The organism is Vibrio sp. SBT000027, from assembly GCF_963894355.1.
GTDB lineage: Bacteria > Pseudomonadota > Gammaproteobacteria > Enterobacterales > Vibrionaceae > Vibrio > Vibrio splendidus.
Window position 1 is genome coordinate 53464 of the sequence record NZ_CAWQGD010000003.1, and the last position, 20867, is coordinate 74330.

Annotated in this window: 15 protein-coding genes; 3 read left to right on the forward strand and 12 right to left on the reverse strand. The window is 46.5% G+C overall.

Translation table 11 applies throughout. The features are described 5' to 3' along the window. Positions 1–3: 3 nt before the first annotated feature. Entirely contained in the window at positions 4–1836 is a 1833-nt protein-coding gene (locus AACU28_RS08755) for a DUF294 nucleotidyltransferase-like domain-containing protein (RefSeq protein WP_121602814.1), read from the reverse strand. 230 nt (positions 1837–2066) lie between these two features. On the opposite strand from AACU28_RS08755, the gene AACU28_RS08760 reads away from it, so the two are divergent. Together AACU28_RS08760 and AACU28_RS08765 are read left to right on the forward strand one after the other, a co-directional pair. Further along, positions 2067–3257, forward strand: coding sequence for a 3-phenylpropionate MFS transporter (locus AACU28_RS08760; protein WP_121602815.1), 1191 nt, complete (start codon positions 2067–2069; stop codon positions 3255–3257). Between the two features lie 110 nt (positions 3258–3367). Beyond that, positions 3368–6799, forward strand: a complete 3432-nt coding sequence (locus AACU28_RS08765; RefSeq protein ID WP_241904800.1) for a hybrid sensor histidine kinase/response regulator — start codon at positions 3368–3370, stop codon at positions 6797–6799. Between the two features lie 115 nt (positions 6800–6914). Here the strand turns inward: AACU28_RS08765 and AACU28_RS08770 are convergent, their stop codons facing one another. From AACU28_RS08770 to AACU28_RS08785, 4 genes are all read right to left on the reverse strand, one after another. Next, positions 6915–8300 (reverse strand): class II fumarate hydratase, encoded by a 1386-nt coding sequence (locus AACU28_RS08770; protein WP_121602816.1) that lies wholly within the window; start codon positions 8298–8300, stop codon positions 6915–6917. Positions 8301–8312: 12 nt separating this feature from the next. Beyond that, positions 8313–8699, reverse strand: coding sequence for a hypothetical protein (locus AACU28_RS08775; RefSeq protein WP_004729728.1), 387 nt, complete (start codon positions 8697–8699; stop codon positions 8313–8315). Positions 8700–8910: 211 nt separating this feature from the next. Beyond that, positions 8911–10614 (reverse strand): sodium:solute symporter family protein, encoded by a 1704-nt coding sequence (locus AACU28_RS08780; protein WP_004729727.1) that lies wholly within the window; start codon positions 10612–10614, stop codon positions 8911–8913. A 10-nt stretch (positions 10615–10624) separates the two neighbouring features. After that, the gene (locus tag AACU28_RS08785) at positions 10625–10891 is read right to left on the reverse strand and encodes a DUF4212 domain-containing protein (RefSeq protein ID WP_004729726.1); all 267 of its coding nucleotides are present in this window, start codon (positions 10889–10891) and stop codon (positions 10625–10627) included. Between the two features lie 448 nt (positions 10892–11339). Here AACU28_RS08785 and AACU28_RS08790 point away from each other — a divergent pair, with 448 nt between their 5' ends. Continuing rightward, positions 11340–13091 (forward strand): potassium/proton antiporter, encoded by a 1752-nt coding sequence (locus AACU28_RS08790; protein WP_121602817.1) that lies wholly within the window; start codon positions 11340–11342, stop codon positions 13089–13091. On the opposite strand, the gene AACU28_RS08795 is transcribed toward AACU28_RS08790, so the two are convergent. The 7 genes from AACU28_RS08795 to arcC form a co-directional block, all read right to left on the reverse strand. After that, positions 13088–13717 (reverse strand): response regulator transcription factor, encoded by a 630-nt coding sequence (locus AACU28_RS08795; RefSeq protein WP_004729724.1) that lies wholly within the window; start codon positions 13715–13717, stop codon positions 13088–13090. The two genes, AACU28_RS08790 and AACU28_RS08795, sit on opposite strands and share 4 nt — an antisense overlap. 212 nt (positions 13718–13929) lie before the next feature. Beyond that, positions 13930–15813 (reverse strand): protein-disulfide reductase DsbD, encoded by a 1884-nt coding sequence (locus AACU28_RS08800; RefSeq protein ID WP_065682701.1) that lies wholly within the window; start codon positions 15811–15813, stop codon positions 13930–13932. 175 nt (positions 15814–15988) lie between these two features. Further along, positions 15989–16477, reverse strand: coding sequence for an arginine repressor (locus AACU28_RS08805; protein ID WP_004729722.1), 489 nt, complete (start codon positions 16475–16477; stop codon positions 15989–15991). Positions 16478–16803: 326 nt separating this feature from the next. Beyond that, positions 16804–17268, reverse strand: a complete 465-nt coding sequence (pyrI, locus tag AACU28_RS08810) for an aspartate carbamoyltransferase regulatory subunit (protein WP_004729721.1) — start codon at positions 17266–17268, stop codon at positions 16804–16806. A 15-nt stretch (positions 17269–17283) separates the two neighbouring features. Next, positions 17284–18213 (reverse strand): aspartate carbamoyltransferase, encoded by a 930-nt coding sequence (gene pyrB, locus AACU28_RS08815; RefSeq protein WP_017083816.1) that lies wholly within the window; start codon positions 18211–18213, stop codon positions 17284–17286. 499 nt (positions 18214–18712) lie between these two features. Continuing rightward, the gene (locus AACU28_RS08820; RefSeq protein WP_017094773.1) at positions 18713–19723 is read right to left on the reverse strand and encodes an ornithine carbamoyltransferase; all 1011 of its coding nucleotides are present in this window, start codon (positions 19721–19723) and stop codon (positions 18713–18715) included. 161 nt (positions 19724–19884) lie between these two features. Continuing rightward, positions 19885–20796: a carbamate kinase gene (gene arcC, locus AACU28_RS08825; protein ID WP_004729718.1), complete on the reverse strand. Its 912-nt coding sequence runs from the start codon at positions 20794–20796 to the stop codon at positions 19885–19887. Positions 20797–20867 lie beyond the last annotated feature (71 nt).

A 20867-nucleotide genomic window follows, 5' to 3' on the forward strand; every position in this document is an offset into this window, starting at 1 on the left:
CGCCTAATCTCTTATTTGATAGTGGTAACCTAGCCATTGCTTGAATTTCTTCACCACATGTAAGCTATGACGAAGCAGATCTCTGTCTGCTCGCTCCATCAGTTTGACGTTAATCTTGTTGCTGCTGTGCTGCTGAGAAAGCCTTTGGGCTAAGCGCCACTTAAAGAATTGTTTGAGAGCTTCACTGAGATTGTCTGCGGTGCTTTGCTCTAATACTTTCTTGCTGACCAGCTGCTCAATGCGTTCGAAGGTGTTGTTGACCGTGACGCCATGCTCAAGACAAAGTGCTCTCACACCATGCACGATAGGGAAAATGCCGCCTTGTTTGATATCGAGCCCTGATTTGGATTTTTTTACATTACCAAACAGGGTGAGGGGAACCGAGAAGTTCAGAGCAGGGCGGCAGAATTCAGTCAGAATCAATTCCTGTCCGAGCATCAAATCACTGAGGTGTTGTTTTACTGGTTTTAATAACTCTCTGTTACCCGCAACGGCGTGTGCATCCGCCATGATAGCAATATCCATCACAGTGTCTGGCGTGGCTTTTTTTACCCAACGGGTGAGCGTTTGTTTCCACTCTTTTTCTGAATGTACCCATTTCGGGTTGTTAACCATCACATTGCCCGGGCACAGTGGATAGCCCAATTGCTGCAGTGTGTGGGTGAGGTCGTTCATGGCACTTTGGCATTGATGCCACTCCAAGCCATCTTGAATTATTAGCGCGTTGTCTTGATCGGTTTTGAGAATTTGTTCCCCACGGCCTTCGGACCCCAACACGATTAGGCAGCAATGATTATGCAGTGCAGGTGGGATCACCAACTCAAAAGCTTTCTCTATGATCTGTTCATTAACCGCAGAAATCAGCTCCATGATAAAGCGTGTGCGAATCCCGTTACTGAGCAAGCTCTCGACCAGTTGACGCTGTTTGTTAGAAGCCATTGCCAATTCTTCAACGCTGGTGGCGCGAGCAATACGCAAAGTGAGAACGTGAGAGTGAGTGGAGAATGCACTGAGGATCTGTGTCATATCCACCATGCCAACTGCATTTAGACCATCACAGACCATCAACCTTTTTACCCGATTTCTGGTCATGGTGATCATGGCGTTAAATAAGAAGTCGCCTTGATTTACGTGCATCACCGGAAACGTCGCGATCTTGCCGACGGGCGCATCCAGTGGGAAATTATCGAGCATCACAGCATGCAATAAATTGGTTCGAGTGACGATTCCATACGGTAAGGAACATGATGATCCAAAAGCTTTTGGATTATCATGTTCCAAATGAACGAGAGCTGAGTCCAACCCTCGTTCTTTAAGGGTTTGAGTGACTTGGTTGATAGGTTGGTTCGGTTCAAGTATCAGTGGTGGGTGATAGATAGAGTCATCCACTTTGGTCAATATGAACTCGGCTAGATTTTGTTGCTGTTGGGCAGCTTCAATTAGCGCTTTTCGTGTCGAAAGGTTGCTATCAAAGTAGGCGGCGAATTGGCCATTGGCGTGGTAAAGCTCGAGAAAAATATCGGTGGGCAGCAGATAACTTAATGTATCTTCGAGCGCGATATATTGGTGTTTGGTGTGAGATTCAAACTGGCTTCGGACATCAAAAATATCGTCATTGGCATAATGTGCGTAGATCTCTCCATCGCTGCTCGCACGCTCTTCAACAGCACCTTTAATCAGAATATGCAAATGGCGACTAGGGCGGTCTGCCTCCAATATCACCTCGTGTGCTCGGTAATAAACCACATCTAATGAGGAACGCAGCGTTAACTGCTCCGTGTCGGACAGGCTATCGAAAGGCGGGTGCTGCATATTAAATTTATCAGGCATAAGCATCGAAAGAAGTAGGAGTCTCTTTTCAGTCTGACAAATTACCAGCGAAGCTCCAGACGACTTTAGTCTAAATGCGATCGTGGGTGCGGGTGAGCGCCGGATACCTCACTCAAATGGGATATCGATATTCATTGAATACAGGAATACTATCTCTTCAATAATTCCCTTTTTCATCTTTTGTGACCTAGGCATAATTGGCGCTTCCTTGTTCCACACATTTTTATAGGTCGCCTATGTTTAATCCTTCCCCTTATGGCTGGATATCCCAGTATTTTCTTGGTTTCTTTTTTGCCTATGGCGTTTATCTGCCATTTTGGGCGCTGTGGTTTGAAGACCAAGGCGTTTCTGCAGGGGACATTGGCGTATTGATTGGTGTGGGTTTGGCTACGCGTTGTGTTGCCAACTTTGTGATAACACCGCGTATCCATAAAGTTGAGCATTTAATACCAGCATTGCGTTGCCTCAGTTTTGTCGCGCTATTATTTGTTGGTTTCCATTTCTTTACTGGTGGTAGCTTTTTATTGATGTTGCTAGCAACGGTAATGTTCAACCTCTGCTATGGACCGATTATTCCGCTTTCTGATGCAATGGCGAACCATTACAGCCGTCTCAAGATGCTCGATTACGGACGTACACGTTTGTGGGGTTCAGTGGCATTTATTGCTGGTTCAACAGTGGTTGGTTATCTGGTGGCTGAATTTGGCACGGATATGATTTTGTATACTGCGCTGGCAGGAGTTTTGGTTTCTCTGTTGTTCGCGATGAGAAACCCGAACGTAATGCCGGTGACAGAATCAGAACAAGTCACTGAAAGACCTAAACTTGGTCAACTATTACGTGAATCGTCGGTAGTGAAGTTTCTTGCATTGATGGCACTGCTTCAAGGAAGCCACGCCGCGTATTACAGCTTTAGTGCGATTTACTGGAAAGAGGCGGGGCACTCTGAGGCGATCATCGGTTATCTGTGGAGCTTGGCTGTGGTTGCTGAGGTGGCTGTATTTGCTCTGAGCAAGCGATTGTTTGCTGGATTATCATTGCGCACTCTGTTTGTGATTGCTGGCATAGGGGTAATGGCGCGTTGGGGTATCACAGCATCAACGATTGCGATTCCAGTATTGATAGTGGCTCAGTTGCTGCACGGGGTGACATTCGCCATGGCACACATCGCAGCGATTCAATACATCCAATCTGAAGAACAGAACAAGATGGTTGCGCTACAAGCTCTCTATAATGCGATTCCATTGGGTGCATTTATCGCACTAATGACCACCTTAAGTGGTTGGGGATATGAGCTTTGGGGTGCCAATATCTTCTGGGGTATGGCCGCAATGGGAGCACTTGCCTTGTTTATTAAGGTCGATGAAAGAAGCTCAGTGGTTGAGGTTAATAAAACAGCCTCAGCTCAATCTGATGCTCAGAATTAAAGCCTAAAGCACAGAATTTAAGCGATGCGATTGAGTTAAACGCACTTCCCTAGTTAAATGAAACCTCTCCCTTATGGAGAGGTTTTTTTATGGATGAAAAAGGGTTTTTAATGCAAGGATGGATAGTAATTCCAGTCTCTTTAGCCTATTTGGGCGTGTTGTTTTTGATCGCTTGGTATGGAGATAGGCAAGTTCGTTGGCTATCACGCTGGCGTCCATGGATCTATAGCCTTTCTATTGCGGTGTATTGTACCTCTTGGACCTTTTATGGAACGGTCGGGCAGGCGAGCAATAACCCATGGTCCTTCTTGCCCATCTACCTCGCCCCTATTTTAGTTTTCACGTTGGGATGGCGGATCTTAGCTCGGCTGATCCTCATCGCGAAGCGTGAACACATCACCTCTATTGCCGACTTTATCGCGGCTCGTTATGGAAAATCTCAAGGCTTAGCGGTGGCGGTGACCATTATCGCTGTGGTTGGCATTCTTCCTTATATCGCCCTGCAATTGCGCGGTATTACCATGGGCTTGGATATTGTTGCGCCAAACCTAGCCACTGATTTTGGTTATCAGGACTATCACGTCTCTTGGTTTGTGGTCGGTGCATTGGCCATTTTTACGATGTTGTTTGGCACGCGACACATCGATAACACGGAACACCACCGTGGCATGATGATGGCTGTAGCGTTTGAATCCATCGTTAAGCTCGCGGCATTTTTGATTGTTGGCTTGTTCATCATGTACCTGGCGGTGAGCAGTGACAAAATCGACCTGCTTGATGTGGCGGCTTCCACCTATGAATCGCCGAATATTCCGACCTTAATTATTCATACCGTTTTAACCATGTTGGCGATTGTCTGTCTTCCGCGCCAATTCCATACCATGGTGGTTGAGAACGAACGCCCTCAAGATTTGCATACTGCTCGCTGGCTGTTTCCGCTTTACCTGATTTTGATGGGACTGTTCGTGCTGCCAATTGCTTGGGCAGGACAAGGGTTGCTCACTGACATGCCGGCTGATACTTACGTTATCAGTGTGCCAATGGCAGAAGGTGCGAATCACATTGCTTTGTTAGCTTTCCTCGGAGGTACTTCGGCGGCGAGTGGCATGGTGATTGTATCGACCATAGCATTAGCGATCATGGTATCGAATGATTTAGTGATGCCATTGCTGCTGCGTCGTATGCGTCTAACCCAAAGAACACATCGACATTTTTCTGGCCTGTTACTGGTGATTCGACGTGGGTTAATTTTGCTGCTGTTACTTGGTGCTTGGTTGTTTTATCAGGCCCTCGATACTATCCATTCATTGTCGGCGATTGGCTTTCTTTCTTTTGCTGCGATTGCTCAGTTCGCTCCTGCATTAATTGGTGGATTGTACTGGCGTCCCGGAAACCGTAAGGGTGTCTATGTCGGTTTGCTTGTCGGTTCGGTGATCTGGCTGATTACCCTGATGAGTCAAACCAGCATGCTAGCGGGCGATAGCGAAAGTAACTTACTGCTGTGGATTATCACGCCGCCAGAACTGCTGAGAAGTTGGGATGTTAGCAGCTCAAATTGGGGCATAGTGCTGAGTATTTTACTCAATACCTTGTGCTATGCCGTGGTCTCGATGACGACCAGACCAAGCCTAAGTGAGCGCTTACAATCGGCAGCATTTGTTGGTACACCACTGCCTGAAAATGAGAACATCAGCCTCTATCAAAACCGTGTGACAGTCGCTGAATTAGAGATGTTGGCATCACGTTTTGTGGGTCGCAAGCGAGCGAAAAGCGCCTTACACAGCTATTGGCAGCAGCACGGTCAGCCGTTACTTCCCAATCAACAGGCGCCCGCAAGCCTGATTAGACACGCAGAGCGTGTGCTTGCTGGTGTGTTCGGTGCTTCGTCTGCTAAGTTAGTACTCACTTCTGCTTTGCAAGGCAGAAACATGCAGCTTGAAGAAGTGGCGACCATCGTTGATGAAGCCTCGGAATTGTACGACTTCAGCCGTGGTTTACTGCAAGGCGCGATTGAACATATTGGCCAAGGCATTGCAGTAATAGACAAACAAATGAGGCTGGTGGCGTGGAATCAACGTTACTTAGAACTGTTTGAGTTCCCTGCTGGCTTGATTCAGGTTGGTCGACCCATTTCAGATGTGATTCGTCACAATGCTGAGCAAGGTTTGTGCGGTCCGGGCGACCCGGAAGATCACGTTCGCCGCCGTGTTTATCACCTTGAACAAGGCACTCGACACACCTCTTCTCGTATTCGTCCTGATGGTCGAGTCATTGAAGTACAAGGTAATCCGATGCCAAGCGGTGGCTTTGTGATGAGCTTTACCGACATCACGGTATTCCGACAAGCAGAGCAAGCGCTAAAAGATGCTAACGAAAGTTTGGAATCGAGAGTTCATGAACGAACTCAAGAACTCGAGAAGCTTAACCATCGCTTGGTAAAGGCGACGCAAATCTCTGACCAAGAATCACAATCCAAGAGTCGTTTTCTTGCGGCTGTGAGTCACGATTTGATGCAGCCATTAAATGCTGCTCGCTTGTTTGCTTCTTCGCTATCTGAGGCGGCAAAAGAACAAGAGGTCAAACAGCTTTCATCCCACATCGAGAGTGCCCTTGGTGCGGCTGAAGATCTGATTGGTGATTTGTTGGATATCTCGCGCTTGGAATCCGGTAAGTTAGAAACCAACATTCATGCGATTGCCGTGCATGATGTACTAACCAATTTGAATGCGGAATTTAGCGCTTTAGCGATACAACAAAAAATCCAGTTTCAAATGATCCCATCGTCATTGTTCATTCATTCTGACCCTAAATTATTAAGACGAGTGATTCAGAACTTTTTGACCAATGCGTTTCGTTACAACCCGGAAGGGAAAGTAGTACTGGGTGCGAGACGAGTGAATGGTCAGGTTAGAATTGATGTGTGGGATAACGGAACCGGTATCGATGAAGACAAGCAACAAGAGATCTTCGAAGAATTTACTCGTGGTAGCCAAGTGCGTGCTGATCAGGGGTTAGGGCTAGGATTAGCCATCTCCAAAGGTATTGCCCATGTGCTTGGTCATCAAATATCGATGCGATCATGGCCGGGGCAAGGTAGCGTCTTTTCCATCACCTTGGCTCGGGCGGAAAAAGTGGCTCCGGTTGTGCAAGCTTCGACGCCAATGGCGACCAGCGACATCGAGCATCTGAAAATATTGTGTGTCGATAATGAACGAGAGATTTTAGTCGGTATGGAGAACTTGATTGGTCGTTGGGGGTGTGAGGTTAAGACAGCCGTTGATCTAGTTGAAAGCTTGAAGTGCCTAGATGATGGTTGGCAGCCGGATGTGATTTTCTCTGATTATCGTTTGGATAATGGTCGAACCGGACTCGAAGTCCTGCAGCAGTGTCGTTTACGCCTTGGGGACTCTTTTGAAGGGGTCATTATCAGTGCTGATAGAACCGATGACATGTTGGCAGCGATAAAGGCCAATAGTTTTAGTTTTATAGCCAAGCCAGTGAAACCGCTAAAACTTAGAGCGGTATTGAATCGAGTGAGTTAACTTGAATTAACAGGTTCGGATTAGCACGTTCGGACTTGTGAGCGGATAGTGGAAAGGCCTCGTATGAGGCCTTTTTTGTTTCGGTAAGGAGCGTTAATTCTTGTTCATTGATTAACTAACCAGCAATACCACCCTGCGTCAGTGTGGTTGGGTTGAGCAGTTTGCTGAGTTCTTCTCGGCTAAGATCGGTTTCTCTTTCTGCCACATCAAGAATCGGTAAGCCTTCTTTGTAGGCCTTCTTGGCAATATCTGCTGCTTTTAGGTAGCCAATCACAGGGTTGAGCGCCGTCACTAGAATTGGGTTCTTTGAAAGCGCTAAATCGAGATTGTCTTGGCGCACGGTGAAGGTAGCAATCGCTTTATCAGCCAGTGCGACTGAGCTGTTTGCTAACAACTCTATGCTTTCTAGAACGTTATGAGCAATAACCGGCAGCATCACATTCAATTGGAAGTTACCCGATTGGCCAGCAATCGTGATCGTGGTGTCATTACCAATCACTTGCGCTGCTGCCATGGCTGCAGCCTCTGGAATCACAGGGTTGACCTTTCCTGGCATGATAGACGAGCCCGGTTGCAGCGCTTGTAACTCAATTTCCCCTAAGCCAGCCAGCGGGCCTGAGTTCATCCAGCGAAGATCGTTTGAGATCTTGAGGATCGCAACTGCTGCAGTTTTAAGCTGACCAGAAAACGCAACGATCGCGTCTTGACTACTGAGGTTAAAAAAGAAGTTTTCACTGGAGGTAAAACGGATCTTTGTCGATTGAGACAGGTTGCTTGCAAACTTATCGGCAAAGCGTGGGTCGGCATTGATCCCCGTACCTACCGCTGTGCCACCTTGAGCAAGCGCCTTGATTGCTGGCAAGCTGCTTTCAATGGCTTGCTTAGCGTGTTCAATCTGGAACTTCCAACCACCAAGCTCTTGAGCAAAGGTAATCGGCATCGCATCCATTAGGTGAGTACGGCCTGTTTTTACTACTTCAGCAAGTTCATGCTGTTTTACGGTAAGCGCCGCAGAAAGGTGAGTAAGTGCAGGCAGCAGCTTATTTTCCGCCATCAAAGCGACACTGACTTGGATTGCTGTTGGCACTACATCGTTACTGCTTTGCCCCATGTTTACATGATCATTGGGGTTTACGTCGCCTTGTAAGCTTCTTGAAGCGAGCGTGGCAATCACTTCGTTAGCATTCATGTTGGAGCTGGTGCCAGAGCCCGTCTGAAATACATCAATAGGGAATTGCTCGAGGTGTTTACCATCGATGATCTCTTGGCTTGCTTCGGCTATCGCGTTCGCAATATCACCTTCCAGTAAACCTAGCTGAGCATTAGTATCGGCGGCGGCCAGCTTAATTAACGCCAGTGCTTGAATGAAGCTAGTAGGCATCTTGTGCGAGCTAAACGCGAAGTTATCCGCGGCACGTTGAGTTTGTGCCTGGTATAGCGCATCGGCAGGGACTTTAACTTCGCCCATGCTGTCTTTCTCAATTCGAAATTCTTGGGTCATGTTCTATCCTTGTTAGCCAAGTGGGGCTTGGACTTGTTGTAGTGTCTGGCTGATATTCAAAAAACGCGCTTGGCCGTGCGGTTGCTGGCGGTAGTGGCGTTTTAAATAAAATAGTGGAGAGTGAATAGAGTCTAGGCAGATATGACGAAAGGCGAAACTGTGGTCAGGAGACTCAATCGCTTCAATTAAATGAAAGAAAACTTGGCGCAGGTACAGTTCACACAACAAGATATTTTCTTGAGCGGCATGCTTTTCATAGTAAGCCGACAGAGTGAGTGCGCATTCGATATAGTCTCGAATCACAAACGGTTCGTTACCTTGAACTTGCTCTAATGAAGCAAAGCGATCCTGTGCTTTGTAAAATCTTGAATAGAGAACCTGCTGCTCTTTCATCATCATTTGCATCTCTTTAATGGATGTTAATGATAATTATTATCAAATGAAAGTTTAAAAACAACCCTTTCTTTAGTCTTTTTATAAAATAGCAGGGAAAAAGAAAAAGCCGATACATAAAGTATCGGCTTTCTTGAGTCAGTACCTAATCCCTACAATGTAAGTACTGATGCATTTTCTAAGTGCTTATTATCCTAGTCACTAAGTCGCGAGCTTCTTAGTGGTCGTGAGCTTCACCAGCACCTTTAGGATAACGGATAGATTCAACCATCTCTTGTACATCTTCAGGAACTTCAGCGGTCACTTTGTTCACTGCAATTGATACTACAAAGTTTAGACACATACCTAGCGTACCGATGCCTTCTGGGCTGATACCAAACCACCAATTTTCCGGTGTGCTTGCTGCTGGGTTAATGAACTTGAAGTAGATGATGTAGCTTGCTGTGAAGGCAATACCTGACAACATACCTGCAATAGCGCCTTCCTTGTTCATCTTCTTGTAGAAGATACCTAGGATGATGGCAGGGAAGAAGGATGCTGCGGCTAAGCCGAAGGCAAACGCTACTACCTGTGCTACAAAGCCTGGTGGGTTAATACCCAAGTAACCAGCACCGACAATCGCGACCATCGCTGCCAAACGAGCGGCTAATAGCTCCTGCTTGTCGGTCATGTTTGGTCTAAAGCCTTTCTTCAACAAGTCATGTGAAATCGACGTTGAGATGACCAATAGTAGACCTGCGGCTGTTGATAGTGCGGCTGCTAGGCCACCGGCTGCAAGTAGTGCTACAACCCAGTTAGGTAGTTTTGCTAGCTCTGGAGAAGCCAGTACGATGATGTCACGGTTAATCTTCATCTCGTTGCGTTCATCGCCCGAGTAGAACATTTTGCCATCGCCGTTCTTATCTTCCCAACCTACTAGGCCAGTGCTTTCCCAGTTTTTATACCAGCTTGGTGCGTCTACTGCTGCGACACCTTGCATGTCAGGACCGTTAATCGTTTCAATCATGTTTACACGAGCGAACGCTGCAACGCCGGGTGCTGTTGTGTATAGCAATGAGATGAACAGTAGTGCCCAACCCGCTGAGATACGAGCATCACGTACTTTGGGTACTGTGAAGAAGCGAATGATTACGTGTGGAAGACCCGCAGTACCGACCATTAGAGCTGCACAGATGAAGAATACATCTACCATGCTCTTGTTACCTTCGGTATAGGCGGTAAATCCGAGCTCTTCGGTTAGGCCATCCAGTTTATCAAGAAGGTAAACATCCGTGCCTGATAGCGTTGAACCCATACCAACTTGTGGAAGTGGGTTGCCCGTCATCATGATTGAGGTAAAGATTGCTGGAACAAGGAAGGCGAAAATGAGGACACAGAATTGAGCTACCTGCGTATAAGTGATGCCTTTCATGCCACCAAGCACTGCGTAGAAGAACACAATACCCATACCAATGATGATGCCTAGGTTAATATCAACTTCTAGGAAACGAGAGAATACAACGCCAACACCACGCATCTGGCCTGCAACGTACGTAAATGATACGAAGATTGCACAGAATACCGCTACCATACGTGCTGTTTTCGAGTAGTAACGTTCACCGATGAAATCAGGAACCGTAAACTGACCGAACTTACGTAGGTAAGGTGCTAAACATAGCGCAAGTAGTACGTAACCACCTGTCCAACCCATAAGGTAAACCGCACCGTCGTAACCAACGAATGAGATGATACCTGCCATTGAGATGAATGATGCTGCCGACATCCAGTCAGCGGCTGTTGCCATGCCGTTTGCTACTGGGTGTACGCCGCCGCCAGCAACGTAGAATTCACTGGTTGTTCCAGCGCGAGCCCAGATTGCGATGCCGATATATACTGCGAAAGTAATACCGACGAGAATAAACGTCCAAGTTTGAATATCCATGTTCTAGCCTCTAGTCTTCCTGTACGTTGTATTTTTTGTCCAGCTTATTCATGCGAACAACGTAAATAAATATCAACGCCACGAAGGTATAAATTGAACCTTGTTGAGCGAACCAAAAACCTAGCTTAAATCCGCCAAATTGAATGGTATTGAGGACATCCACAAATAAGATGCCAGCGCCGTAAGACACCACAAACCATATTGCGAGTAGTGTTCCCATTATTCCCAAGTTTTCCTTCCAGTAGGCTTGAGCATGTTCCGTAGATTCGAACGCCATTGCCTTCTCCTTTATTCCGTTTTCGTAGAAACCGTTTTTGTGAAACCGTTTTGTAAAATAGCGTGTTAACGTAATGTTACGATTTAGAATGTAGCAAGGATAAGTCAAGGGATCTGTGCAACTTTAGTCGGGATGGTATTAGCGCTAATGTACTGAAATATGGGAGCTAGGAGACATAACCATAGAAAAATGTGATGTTACAGTATTGTTAAATTAGCCAAAGGTCTAACAAAAAGGGATGAATTAGACTGCGAGTCATAAAATTTAACAACTAAATGACCGAGAAACGGTATTTAGCCCTGCTTATGACACGAAGCGAAACATAAGTTTGTTATAGTAACTACGGCACTTTCACCGACCGTGCCTTGCTAAACGGCAGAAGATCAACAAGCTAGTGGCAAAAGATCAACAGGCTTAAAGCTCGGATTTTATTCTTTGGGGGAACGAATTGGACGCAATAACCATTAACCACTTATTCTTGACTGGTGCCGTACTCATCGCCATCAGCGTGCTTTTCTCACAAGTGTCCTCTCGATTGGGCGTTCCTATTCTTTTGATCTTTTTGTTCGTTGGTATGTTAGCGGGTGAAGATGGACCCGGTAATATTCATTTCGATGATTACTCACTGACCTACTTGGTGAGTAACCTTGCGCTTGCCGTGATTCTGTTGGATGGCGGTATGCGAACCAAGGTGGCTAGCTTCAAGGTCGCCTTCTGGCCTTCGCTCTCGCTGGCGACGATAGGTGTCGCATGTACAGCAACCTTAACCGGATTAATGGCGGCTTGGCTGTTTGACTTGTCATTAATGCAGGGCATCTTGGTCGGGGCGATTGTTGGTTCAACCGATGCGGCAGCGGTATTCTCTTTGCTGAAAGGACAGAGTCTCAATGAGCGTGTGGGTTCAACTCTAGAGATCGAATCGGGCACTAACGACCCAATGGCGGTCTTCCTGACGGTGACCTTAATTGCGCTGTTAGGTAACCCTGACGCTGAGATGGGAATGAACTTCCTACTGCAAAGCTTTGCGATGCAGTTTGGTATCGGTACTCTTATTGGTATTGGCGGCGGCTGGGTTCTATGGAGCTTAATCAATCGAGTACAACTGGCTGATGGCCTTTACTCCATTCTGGTACTCAGTGGGGGCGTGGCTCTGTTTGCGTTCTCTAACATGCTTGGCGGTAGTGGCATATTATCGATTTACCTTGTGGGTTTGTTCATTGGTAATCGTCCAACGCGTTCTCGACACTCTATTCTTAATGTTCTTGATGGTATGACGTGGCTAAGTCAGATCGTGATGTTCTTGGTGTTGGGTTTATTGGTGACACCATCGACCTTAATGGACATTGCACTTCCTGCGTTAGCACTGGCTTTCGGTATGATTTTGTTTGCTCGTCCAGTGTCGGTTTGGTTGGGTTTGCTGCCGTTCAGAAGCTTTACCACCAAGGAGCGCTGGTTTGTCTCTTGGGTCGGTTTACGTGGTGCAGTTCCGATCATTTTGGCGGTTTTCCCGATGATGGCTGGTCTGCCAAATGCTCAGCTGTATTTCAATATCGCCTTCTTCGTGGTTATGGTTTCGCTGATTGTTCAAGGTGGCAGCTTAATGAAAGTCGCAAGACTCGCTAAAGTGACTCTACCGCCAACGCCAACACCGATTTCTCGCACCGGTATCGAGATTTATCCGACCAGTGAATGGGAGATGTTTGTCTACAAGCTGAAAGAGGAAAAGTGGTGTGTCGGTGAACCGCTCAAGCGTTTATCGATGCCAGAAGGGACACGCATTACCGCACTGTTTCGACAAGATGCCTTGCTTCACCCATCGGGCAGTACCATATTAGAGGCGAACGATATTCTCTGTGTACTTGGTCAAGATAAAGATCTAGATAGCCTAAGTGAGCTCTTCAGTGAGGCTCCTTTGGCAGAAGAAGCCGCTCGATTCTTTGGTGACTTCTTCTTAGATGTTGGGTTATCGGTCGCTGCGGTAAGCGATTGTTATGGTATTGAACTTGGCTCGGAAGAAGAGCGAGAGATGACGCTAAAAAAATTGGTAGATCAAGAGCTTGGGGCACACCCGGTATTAGGTGACAGCTTTGAGTGGCATGACATCACTTGGGTGGTTGCAGATATAGATGATCATAAAGTCGTCAAGCTGGGTTTATGTTTGCCTAAGACGACTTTAGAAGAGGATGTAAACGAAGCTTAATTGTGGATTTCTTGTAGCAAGATAACTGCTTGAGTTCGGTTTTTCACATCCAGTTTACGGAAGATGGCTGTCATATGTGCCTTGATGGTCGCTTCCGAAACATTCAATTCGTACGCAATTTGCTTGTTCAGTAGGCCGTCCGATAGCATTCCTAACACCTTGTATTGTTGAGGCGTCAATGTGGAAAGCTTTTCCGCAAGGTCGCTACAGGCTGCATTGTTGGTGATCAGCCCTTCAGGGAAGAACGGGTCGCCATTCAGCACTTGATTGAGTGCGCTGACCAATTCACGCATATCACTCGATTTAGGAATAAAGCCAAAGGCACCGTGGCTCTTCACTTGAGTGACAACGCTGGCATCCTCGCTGGCAGAGATCACCACAATTGGTAAATCTGGGTATTCAGCACGCAGTTGAATTAGGCCAGACATCCCGTTTGCTCCCGGCATTTTAAGGTCGAGAAGCAACAGGTCTGGTTCATCTTCTTTTTTTAGCAGAGTCAGTAAGGCATCGAGAGAATCAGCCTCAAGCAGGTTCGCACCGCTGATCGCCATATGAACTGACTGAAACAGGGCGTTGCGAAAAAGAGGATGGTCATCAGCAATGATGATGGTATAGGTCGAGTCCATGACGTTCATACTTTTAACAATTTAGTTAATATTTATTATCATCCTGATTGAGTATGTGGACAATATCTATGCATGAAAAGTCTGAACCATATCGACTTTTATCCCCGGAATAAGAAAGCGTTACTCTGAATAGCAAAAAAGCCGCACTGCCATCTCGTTAATGAGGGGCAGTGCGGCTTTCGTTTAGGCAGATATTCCGGTGAATAGTGCCGTTATAGCTGGTGGTCTTGCATGTGTTTCAAGAATACATCGGCAGCCATAAAACCCGTTACACGAGCATTTGGAACATGGTTACCCTCGCCATCCCAGAACTCTATGGTTGGTAAGCCGAGTACCTGTAATTGTTTAAGCAGTTCAATGTCTTGAGGCATATTTCTCGTTACGTCAGCCTGAAGTAGGACGAAATCAGAAAGCTTGTTCTCAACATCAGCTTGGTGGAAGGTGTACTTCTCAAACTCTTTACATGCCACACACCAATCGGCGTAGAAATCGAGCATCACTGGCTTGCCGAGTTTCTTGGCTTCGATGAGCTGGATTTCTAACTCTTCAACCGTGTTGACGCGTGCAAATTGGATTTGTTGCTCAACCACAACGCTCTTTTCTGCGAACCAGTAATTGAGTGCAGGTTGCGCTGAAGCGAACAGACCGAGCATCGCGATGATACCAACAGCGCTTTGCTTCCAGCCGCCGAATGGCAGTGCATTCTTGCTGTGGTAAAGCCAACCAAAGGCGATGAAGCCTAATCCAGACCAAAGCACGGTTGCCCATAATTCAGGAATAATTCGCTCTAGCAGGAAGATAGGCGCTGCCAGCAAGATAAAGCCGAATACGATCTTCACCTTATCCATCCAGCTGCCTGCTTTTGGCAGTAGCTTATTACCAAATACCGCAACCAAGATCAGCGGGATACCCATACCCATAGCTAACGCATACAGAGCAATCGCACCCGTTAATAGGTCACCACTTTGAGCGACATACAGCAGCGCACCTGACAGTGGCGCGGTGGTACAAGGTGAACACACCAAGCCCGAGATAGCGCCCATCGCGAACACGCCCAAGGTATTGCCACCTTGTTGTTTGTTGCTTTGATTGTTGAGCCAGGTTTGGATACTGCTTGGTAGTTGTAGGTTATAAACGCCGAACATCGACATCGCCAACGTCACGAACAGAACACTCAGCGCGATTAATACGTAAGGGTGTTGCATGGCCGCTTGGAACTGCATGCCTGCTGAAGCAACCACTAAACCTAATAAGGTGTAGGTTAACGCCATGCCTTGCACATAAATGAACGACAGCATTAACGCGCGGCCTTGGCTGAGCTTGCCGCCACCCAAGACGATACCCGTCAGAATTGGGTACATTGGCAGAACGCACGGCGTAAAGGCTAAGCCAACACCGAGTGCTAAGAATAGTAATGGAGTCCACCAACTGTCACCGAGCTTATCGGCTAAGCCTGCTTCTTTTGAAACGGGAGCATTGGTTTGTTGAGTGGCATTGCTTGCTGTGTCAGCTGTAGGAGAAGAGGGTTGTACTGAATTGTCTGCTTCACCAGCTGCAGCAGATGAACCTTGTGAGACACTGCTATTTTGGGCATCACCACTGTTTTGCACATCACTGCTTTTTATATCCCCAGGATTCGTCGAAGTAAACGGTTCAATGTCGATTACTCGAGTTTCTGGTGGGTAGCAGAAACCAGCATCTGCACAACCTTGATACTTAACGATCAGCTGTGAGCCATCTTGGTAGCTCTGTAGTGGAACTTGCACGAATAACGGCTGAGTATAAATGCTCACCTCACCGAAGAATTCATCTTGGTGTGGTTGGCCATCTTCCATTTCAACATTGCCGATAGCGAGATTTTGGCCAGTGAACGAGAGGCTATGTTGATAGAGGTAGTAGCCCTCTTTTACTTGCCAGTCGAGAAGGACCTTGCCGTCTTGCTGGTAGTAATTGAAAGGGAAAGCTTGGTCTACAGGGACAAAACCGTTGTTATTGCCTCCGAAGCTTGGCTCGGCGTTGTCGTTTCCAAAAAGCGCCCACGCAGGCTGGGTGAACAGGGAAACACAAACAAAAAGTAATGTGGCAAGTCGTCGCATACTATTTAGTCATCAAAATGGAGTTGAAGGTATCTTAACTCAATCAGACCGTAATAGTTTGTGATTAGTTTCATCGACCAGCAAATATCCGCTAGGGCGGGTGAGCCGCTTTCTTAGGCAATCGAGAGAGGGTTAGCAGTGCAACTGCAGTGAACTGCCCTTGCCAATAAGACATTTAGGCAACACCCAAGCGTGCTCTTACTACTTGTTCGCAAGCATCAATGTTCATCGTGTCTTTCGGGATAATTAGCACGGTGTCATTGCCGCCAACCGTACCTATAATCTCGGTATGTGGGTCGATATCGACTAATCTTGCGACCAACTGTGCACAACCAGGGTTTGTTTTTACGATCACCATCGCCTGGTTGTGAGTAATTAATTCGATTTGTGATGAGATTGAGGCATCGACACGCACAGGCGCGCTTTCAACCGTGATGCAGTAAACCTTTTTACCACAGGCATTCTGAATTTTGACAACGCCAAGCTGTGACAAAATGCGAGAGACAGTCGATTGGCTGATACCTGTATAGCCAATGTCGACCAGTTTCTCGCGCAGTTGATTCTGGGTCGAGAAGCTTTGTTGTTGTAGTAAGCGTTTGCACGCGGCAGTCAGTGTTTTATCTTCAGCTGAATACAAGCAACCGTGCTCAGTGATTTGGTTCATGAACAACTCCTTAAGGTCAACGTGTTGATATCGCTTGTCCATAGCGCAGAACGCACTCCCAAAGCCGTAGAGTACGATTGTTAATTAGGGCTTACCGATGAACCCCGAAATAAGAGGGAGGGTATGCGAGATGTATGATCATCTATTCATTGAGTCTAACACTAAAGGATAGTTATCTTTTTGAGGGCGATCACCAAACAAAATTCTGGTTAATTGCTTTTATTGTGGAGTTTTATTCTTTGGTTAAATGGATATTTATTCCGTGTTGGGAATAAATATCCATAAACTATAAAGGGTTTTTGTTGCGGAGGTAATAGCGCTAAGGGTTAGCGAATTTCACTCATGATCTCGCGAGAGAATACTTTTTCACAGTAGTGACATTTTAGCTGTACGTTTTCGTGTTTTAGTTGCACTTTAAAGCTACTTTCGACAGGTTCGCCGTGAGAAATACAGTTGCTATTTGGGCAGGCGAACACACTGTTGATTTGTTCTGGCAGCACAAGTGTTAGCTTGTTGACCACTTTGTACTCTTCAATCTGATTCACTGTCGCTTGTGGAGCGTATAGAGCTAATTGGTTGGCTTGTTCCTTGGTCAGAAAGATGTTCTCAATCTTGATTAGGTCTTTGTTGCCGAGCGCTGATGATGGCAGGTTTAACCCCATCGTGATGCGTTGTTCTGTTTTATGCAGCTTGAACAGTTTGAGAATTTTAATCCCAAGATGAGCAGGGATGTGGTCAATCACGCTGCCATTACGGATCGCTTCTACTTGTAGCTGAGTTTGTTTAACCATGACTGTATCTCCTGCTTATAAAGTGTCGTTTAGAACTAGGGCTAATAAAGCTTCACGTGCATACACACCGTTTTCAGCTTGTTCGAAGTAGTAAGCGTGTGGCGTTTTATCGACGTCAGTTGTTATTTCGTCGACGCGTGGCAGTGGGTGAAGCACCTTCATGTTCTGGCGAGCGTCTTTCAGCGTATCGGCCGTCAGAATGTAAGCCGATTTCATGTGTGCGTATTCTGACGCATCAAAGCGCTCTTTCTGTACGCGAGTCATGTACAGCACATCCAGTTCAGGCACCACTTCTTCAATGCTGCTGTGGGTGCTGTATTGGATACCCATCTCTTCCAGTTCTTCACAGATGTAATCTGGCATCTCTAACACTTCTGGCGCGATAAAGAAGAAACGCACGTTATTGAATTTTGAGAGTGCTTGCGTCAATGAGTGCACGGTGCGGCCATATTTTAGGTCACCGACGAATGCCACATTGAGGTTATCGAGCGTGCCTTGCGTTTCGTAAATCGAGAATAGATCCAACAAGGTCTGCGTTGGGTGTTGGTTCGCACCGTCGCCACCATTCACAATTGGCACACCGTTAGAGAATTCAGAGGCTAAACGTGCTGCGCCTTCTTGTGGGTGACGCATCACAAAGGCATCGACGTAAGAAGAAATGACCTGCACCGAATCGGCAAGTGTTTCGCCTTTCTTAGCCAGTGATGTGTTTCCGCCATTATCAAAACCGATGACGGTGCCGCCAAGGCGCTGAACTGCGGTTTCAAATGAAAGGCGAGTTCGAGTTGAAGGTTCAAAGAAGCAGCTCGCGACAACCTTATTTTTCAGCAGCTCTGGATTTGGCTCTGCTTTGAGTCTTGCGGCAGTATCGACGATAAGCTCCAGTTCATCACGAGAGAGCTCTGGAATGGAGATGATGTGCTTGTTAAATAACGAATGCGCCATAACGGGTCTTCCTTTTTCTATGCATACAGTCAAATTGCGGACAAAAAAAAGCCCCCTAAAAATAGGAGGCTTCGAAACGATCAATAGAGCAAAATAAAAATGACACCAACGCCATTCTAAGGCGTATTGGTTGACAATCATGTGCGACAAAATTGCGGTTCATTTTTTGCTCTCTTAAGACAAATTGCGGAGGATTATACTCAGATAAAAAGGCCATGCAATACTTTCTGTAAAGTATTCATTTAATGGATTTTTATGCGAAATAACGTCCGTTTTAAGCTTCCATTTAAGCCTTTGTTGGAACTGAGAATCTCAGGCTTTTTTAGGTAATAATCTATTCAACTACATGAAAAAAAATGCGAGCTTTATCCAAGGTCAAAATCCCAAGAACGCCACCCGCATTTCCCTGTCATTGCACTTAACTTATTAACGTCTTGCCAACAAGTGAGTGCTTAGCTTCTTAATTTTTAACGTCTTAACTGGTTAGTTTCTTAGGTAATTAGCTGCCTAACGTTGCAACCATGACTGCTTTGATGGTGTGCATGCGATTTTCTGCTTCATCGAACACGATAGAGAATTCAGACTCGACCACTTCATCTGTCACTTCTACGCCATCTTTAAGCTGCGGATATTCAGCAGCAAGCTGTTTGCCTACTGTGGTATCTTCGCCGTGGAAAGCCGGTAGGCAGTGCATGAATTTCACATGTGGGTTGCCTGTTGCCTTGATCATGTCCATATTGACTTGGTAAGGCATCATTAGGTTGATGCGCTCAGCCCATGCTTCTTTCGCTTCGCCCATCGATACCCAAACGTCGGTGTATAGGAAGTCACAACCTTGTACGCCTTCTTGAACATCTTCTGTCAGTGTGATTTTGCCGCCCGTGTGCTCTGCAATTTCACGACATTGAGCTAATAGCTCTTCTTGTGGCCAGAATTGTTTTGGAGCAACAAGGCGAATGTCCATGCCCATTTTCGCAGCGCCAACCATCAGAGAGTTACCCATGTTGTTGCGAGCATCACCTAGGTAAGCAAAGCTGATTTCATGCAGTTGTTTACCACGACCGTATTCCGTCATAGTTAGGAAGTCAGCAAGGATCTGTGTTGGGTGGAATTCGTCAGTCAGACCATTCCATACCGGTACACCTGCGTAAGCGCCTAGCTCTTCAACGATTTCTTGACCGAAGCCGCGGTATTCAATGCCATCGTACATACGGCCAAGAACGCGAGCGGTATCTTTCATTGATTCTTTGTGGCCAATTTGAGATCCAGATGGGCCTAAGTAAGAAACTCGAGCACCTTGGTCGAATGCGGCAACTTCAAATGCACAGCGAGTACGAGTGGAGGTTTTCTCAAAGATAAGCGCAATGTTTTTGCCAGTCAGTGTTGGCTGTTCGTAACCGTTGTACTTCGCTTTTTTTAGCTCCATAGAAAGATCTAACAAGTGTTGAATTTCGCGTGGAGTGAAATCTAGTAGTTTTAGGAAGTTACGATTGCGTAGGTTAAAAGCCATGATGTATTCCTTTTTAGATTTAGGCGCTTCCTTGTTACAGGGAAAGAAAATTCAAGAAAGCGCGATTCAATATTTAGTTAAATTTGTTCGGTTCTGTTTGTTCGTTTAATTCTGTTTTCGCAAGCTTTAAGTTTTTCAAGGTGATAAAGCTCGCTAGTACGTTAACCTTTGGTGATATTGGTGCCCGCTTGGCCTTGCAGGATTTGCAAACCATCTTCGAGTGCACCGATACCCACTACTTTGCCGCCTTGCTGAATGAATTCGCACGATGCTTCAATCTTTGGCCCCATTGAGCCTGCATCAAATGTGAACTTCGCCAATTCGCTTGGTGTGGTGCTGCGCAGTGCATGTTGAGTTGGTTTGCCCCAATCAAGGTACACAGCTTCAGCATCGGTCAAAATAAGCAGCGCATCCGCATCCAGTTGTTTCGCTAAGAAAGCCGCTGACATGTCTTTGTCGATAACCGCTTCAACACCCACTAATTTGCCATTCTCTTTTTTCACTGGGATGCCACCACCGCCAGTACAAATTACTAGGTGGCCTGCATCGATAAGCTGTGTGATCGCTTCGTGCTCAACAATGCCGGTAGGGCGTGGGCTTGGTACCACGCGACGGAAATGTTGGCCGTCAGGTTTTACTATCCAGTGGAATTTCTCTGCCAATTCACGCGCTTCTGCTTCTTCGTAGATCGGACCAATCGGCTTTGTTGGATCCGCAAATGCTGGATCGTTTGGATCAACCGTCATTTGCGTCAACATGCACGAGATGTTGCGGTCAGGTAGGTAGTTCTTGAACTCTTGCATCAGCATGTAGCCGATCATGCCTTGAGTTTCACTGCCCAATACATCCAGCGGATACGGGTTTACTTTTTTGTATTCCAAACCTTGCAGAGCAAGTAAACCAACTTGTGGGCCATTACCGTGTACCAGAACCACGTTGTACACTTTCGCGATTTCAGAGATGGTTTTAACCGCGGTTTCAATATTACGGCGTTGAACATCGGCTTCTAACGGCTCACCGCGACGAAGTAGGGCGTTACCGCCGAGTGCAACAACAACAGTTTGCTTAGTCATAATTGTGTTCTCTCATTCTGGCCAAGCTGAGATTATTTAAGATCGTTCAACTTGGCCGTTTTCGTCTTAGT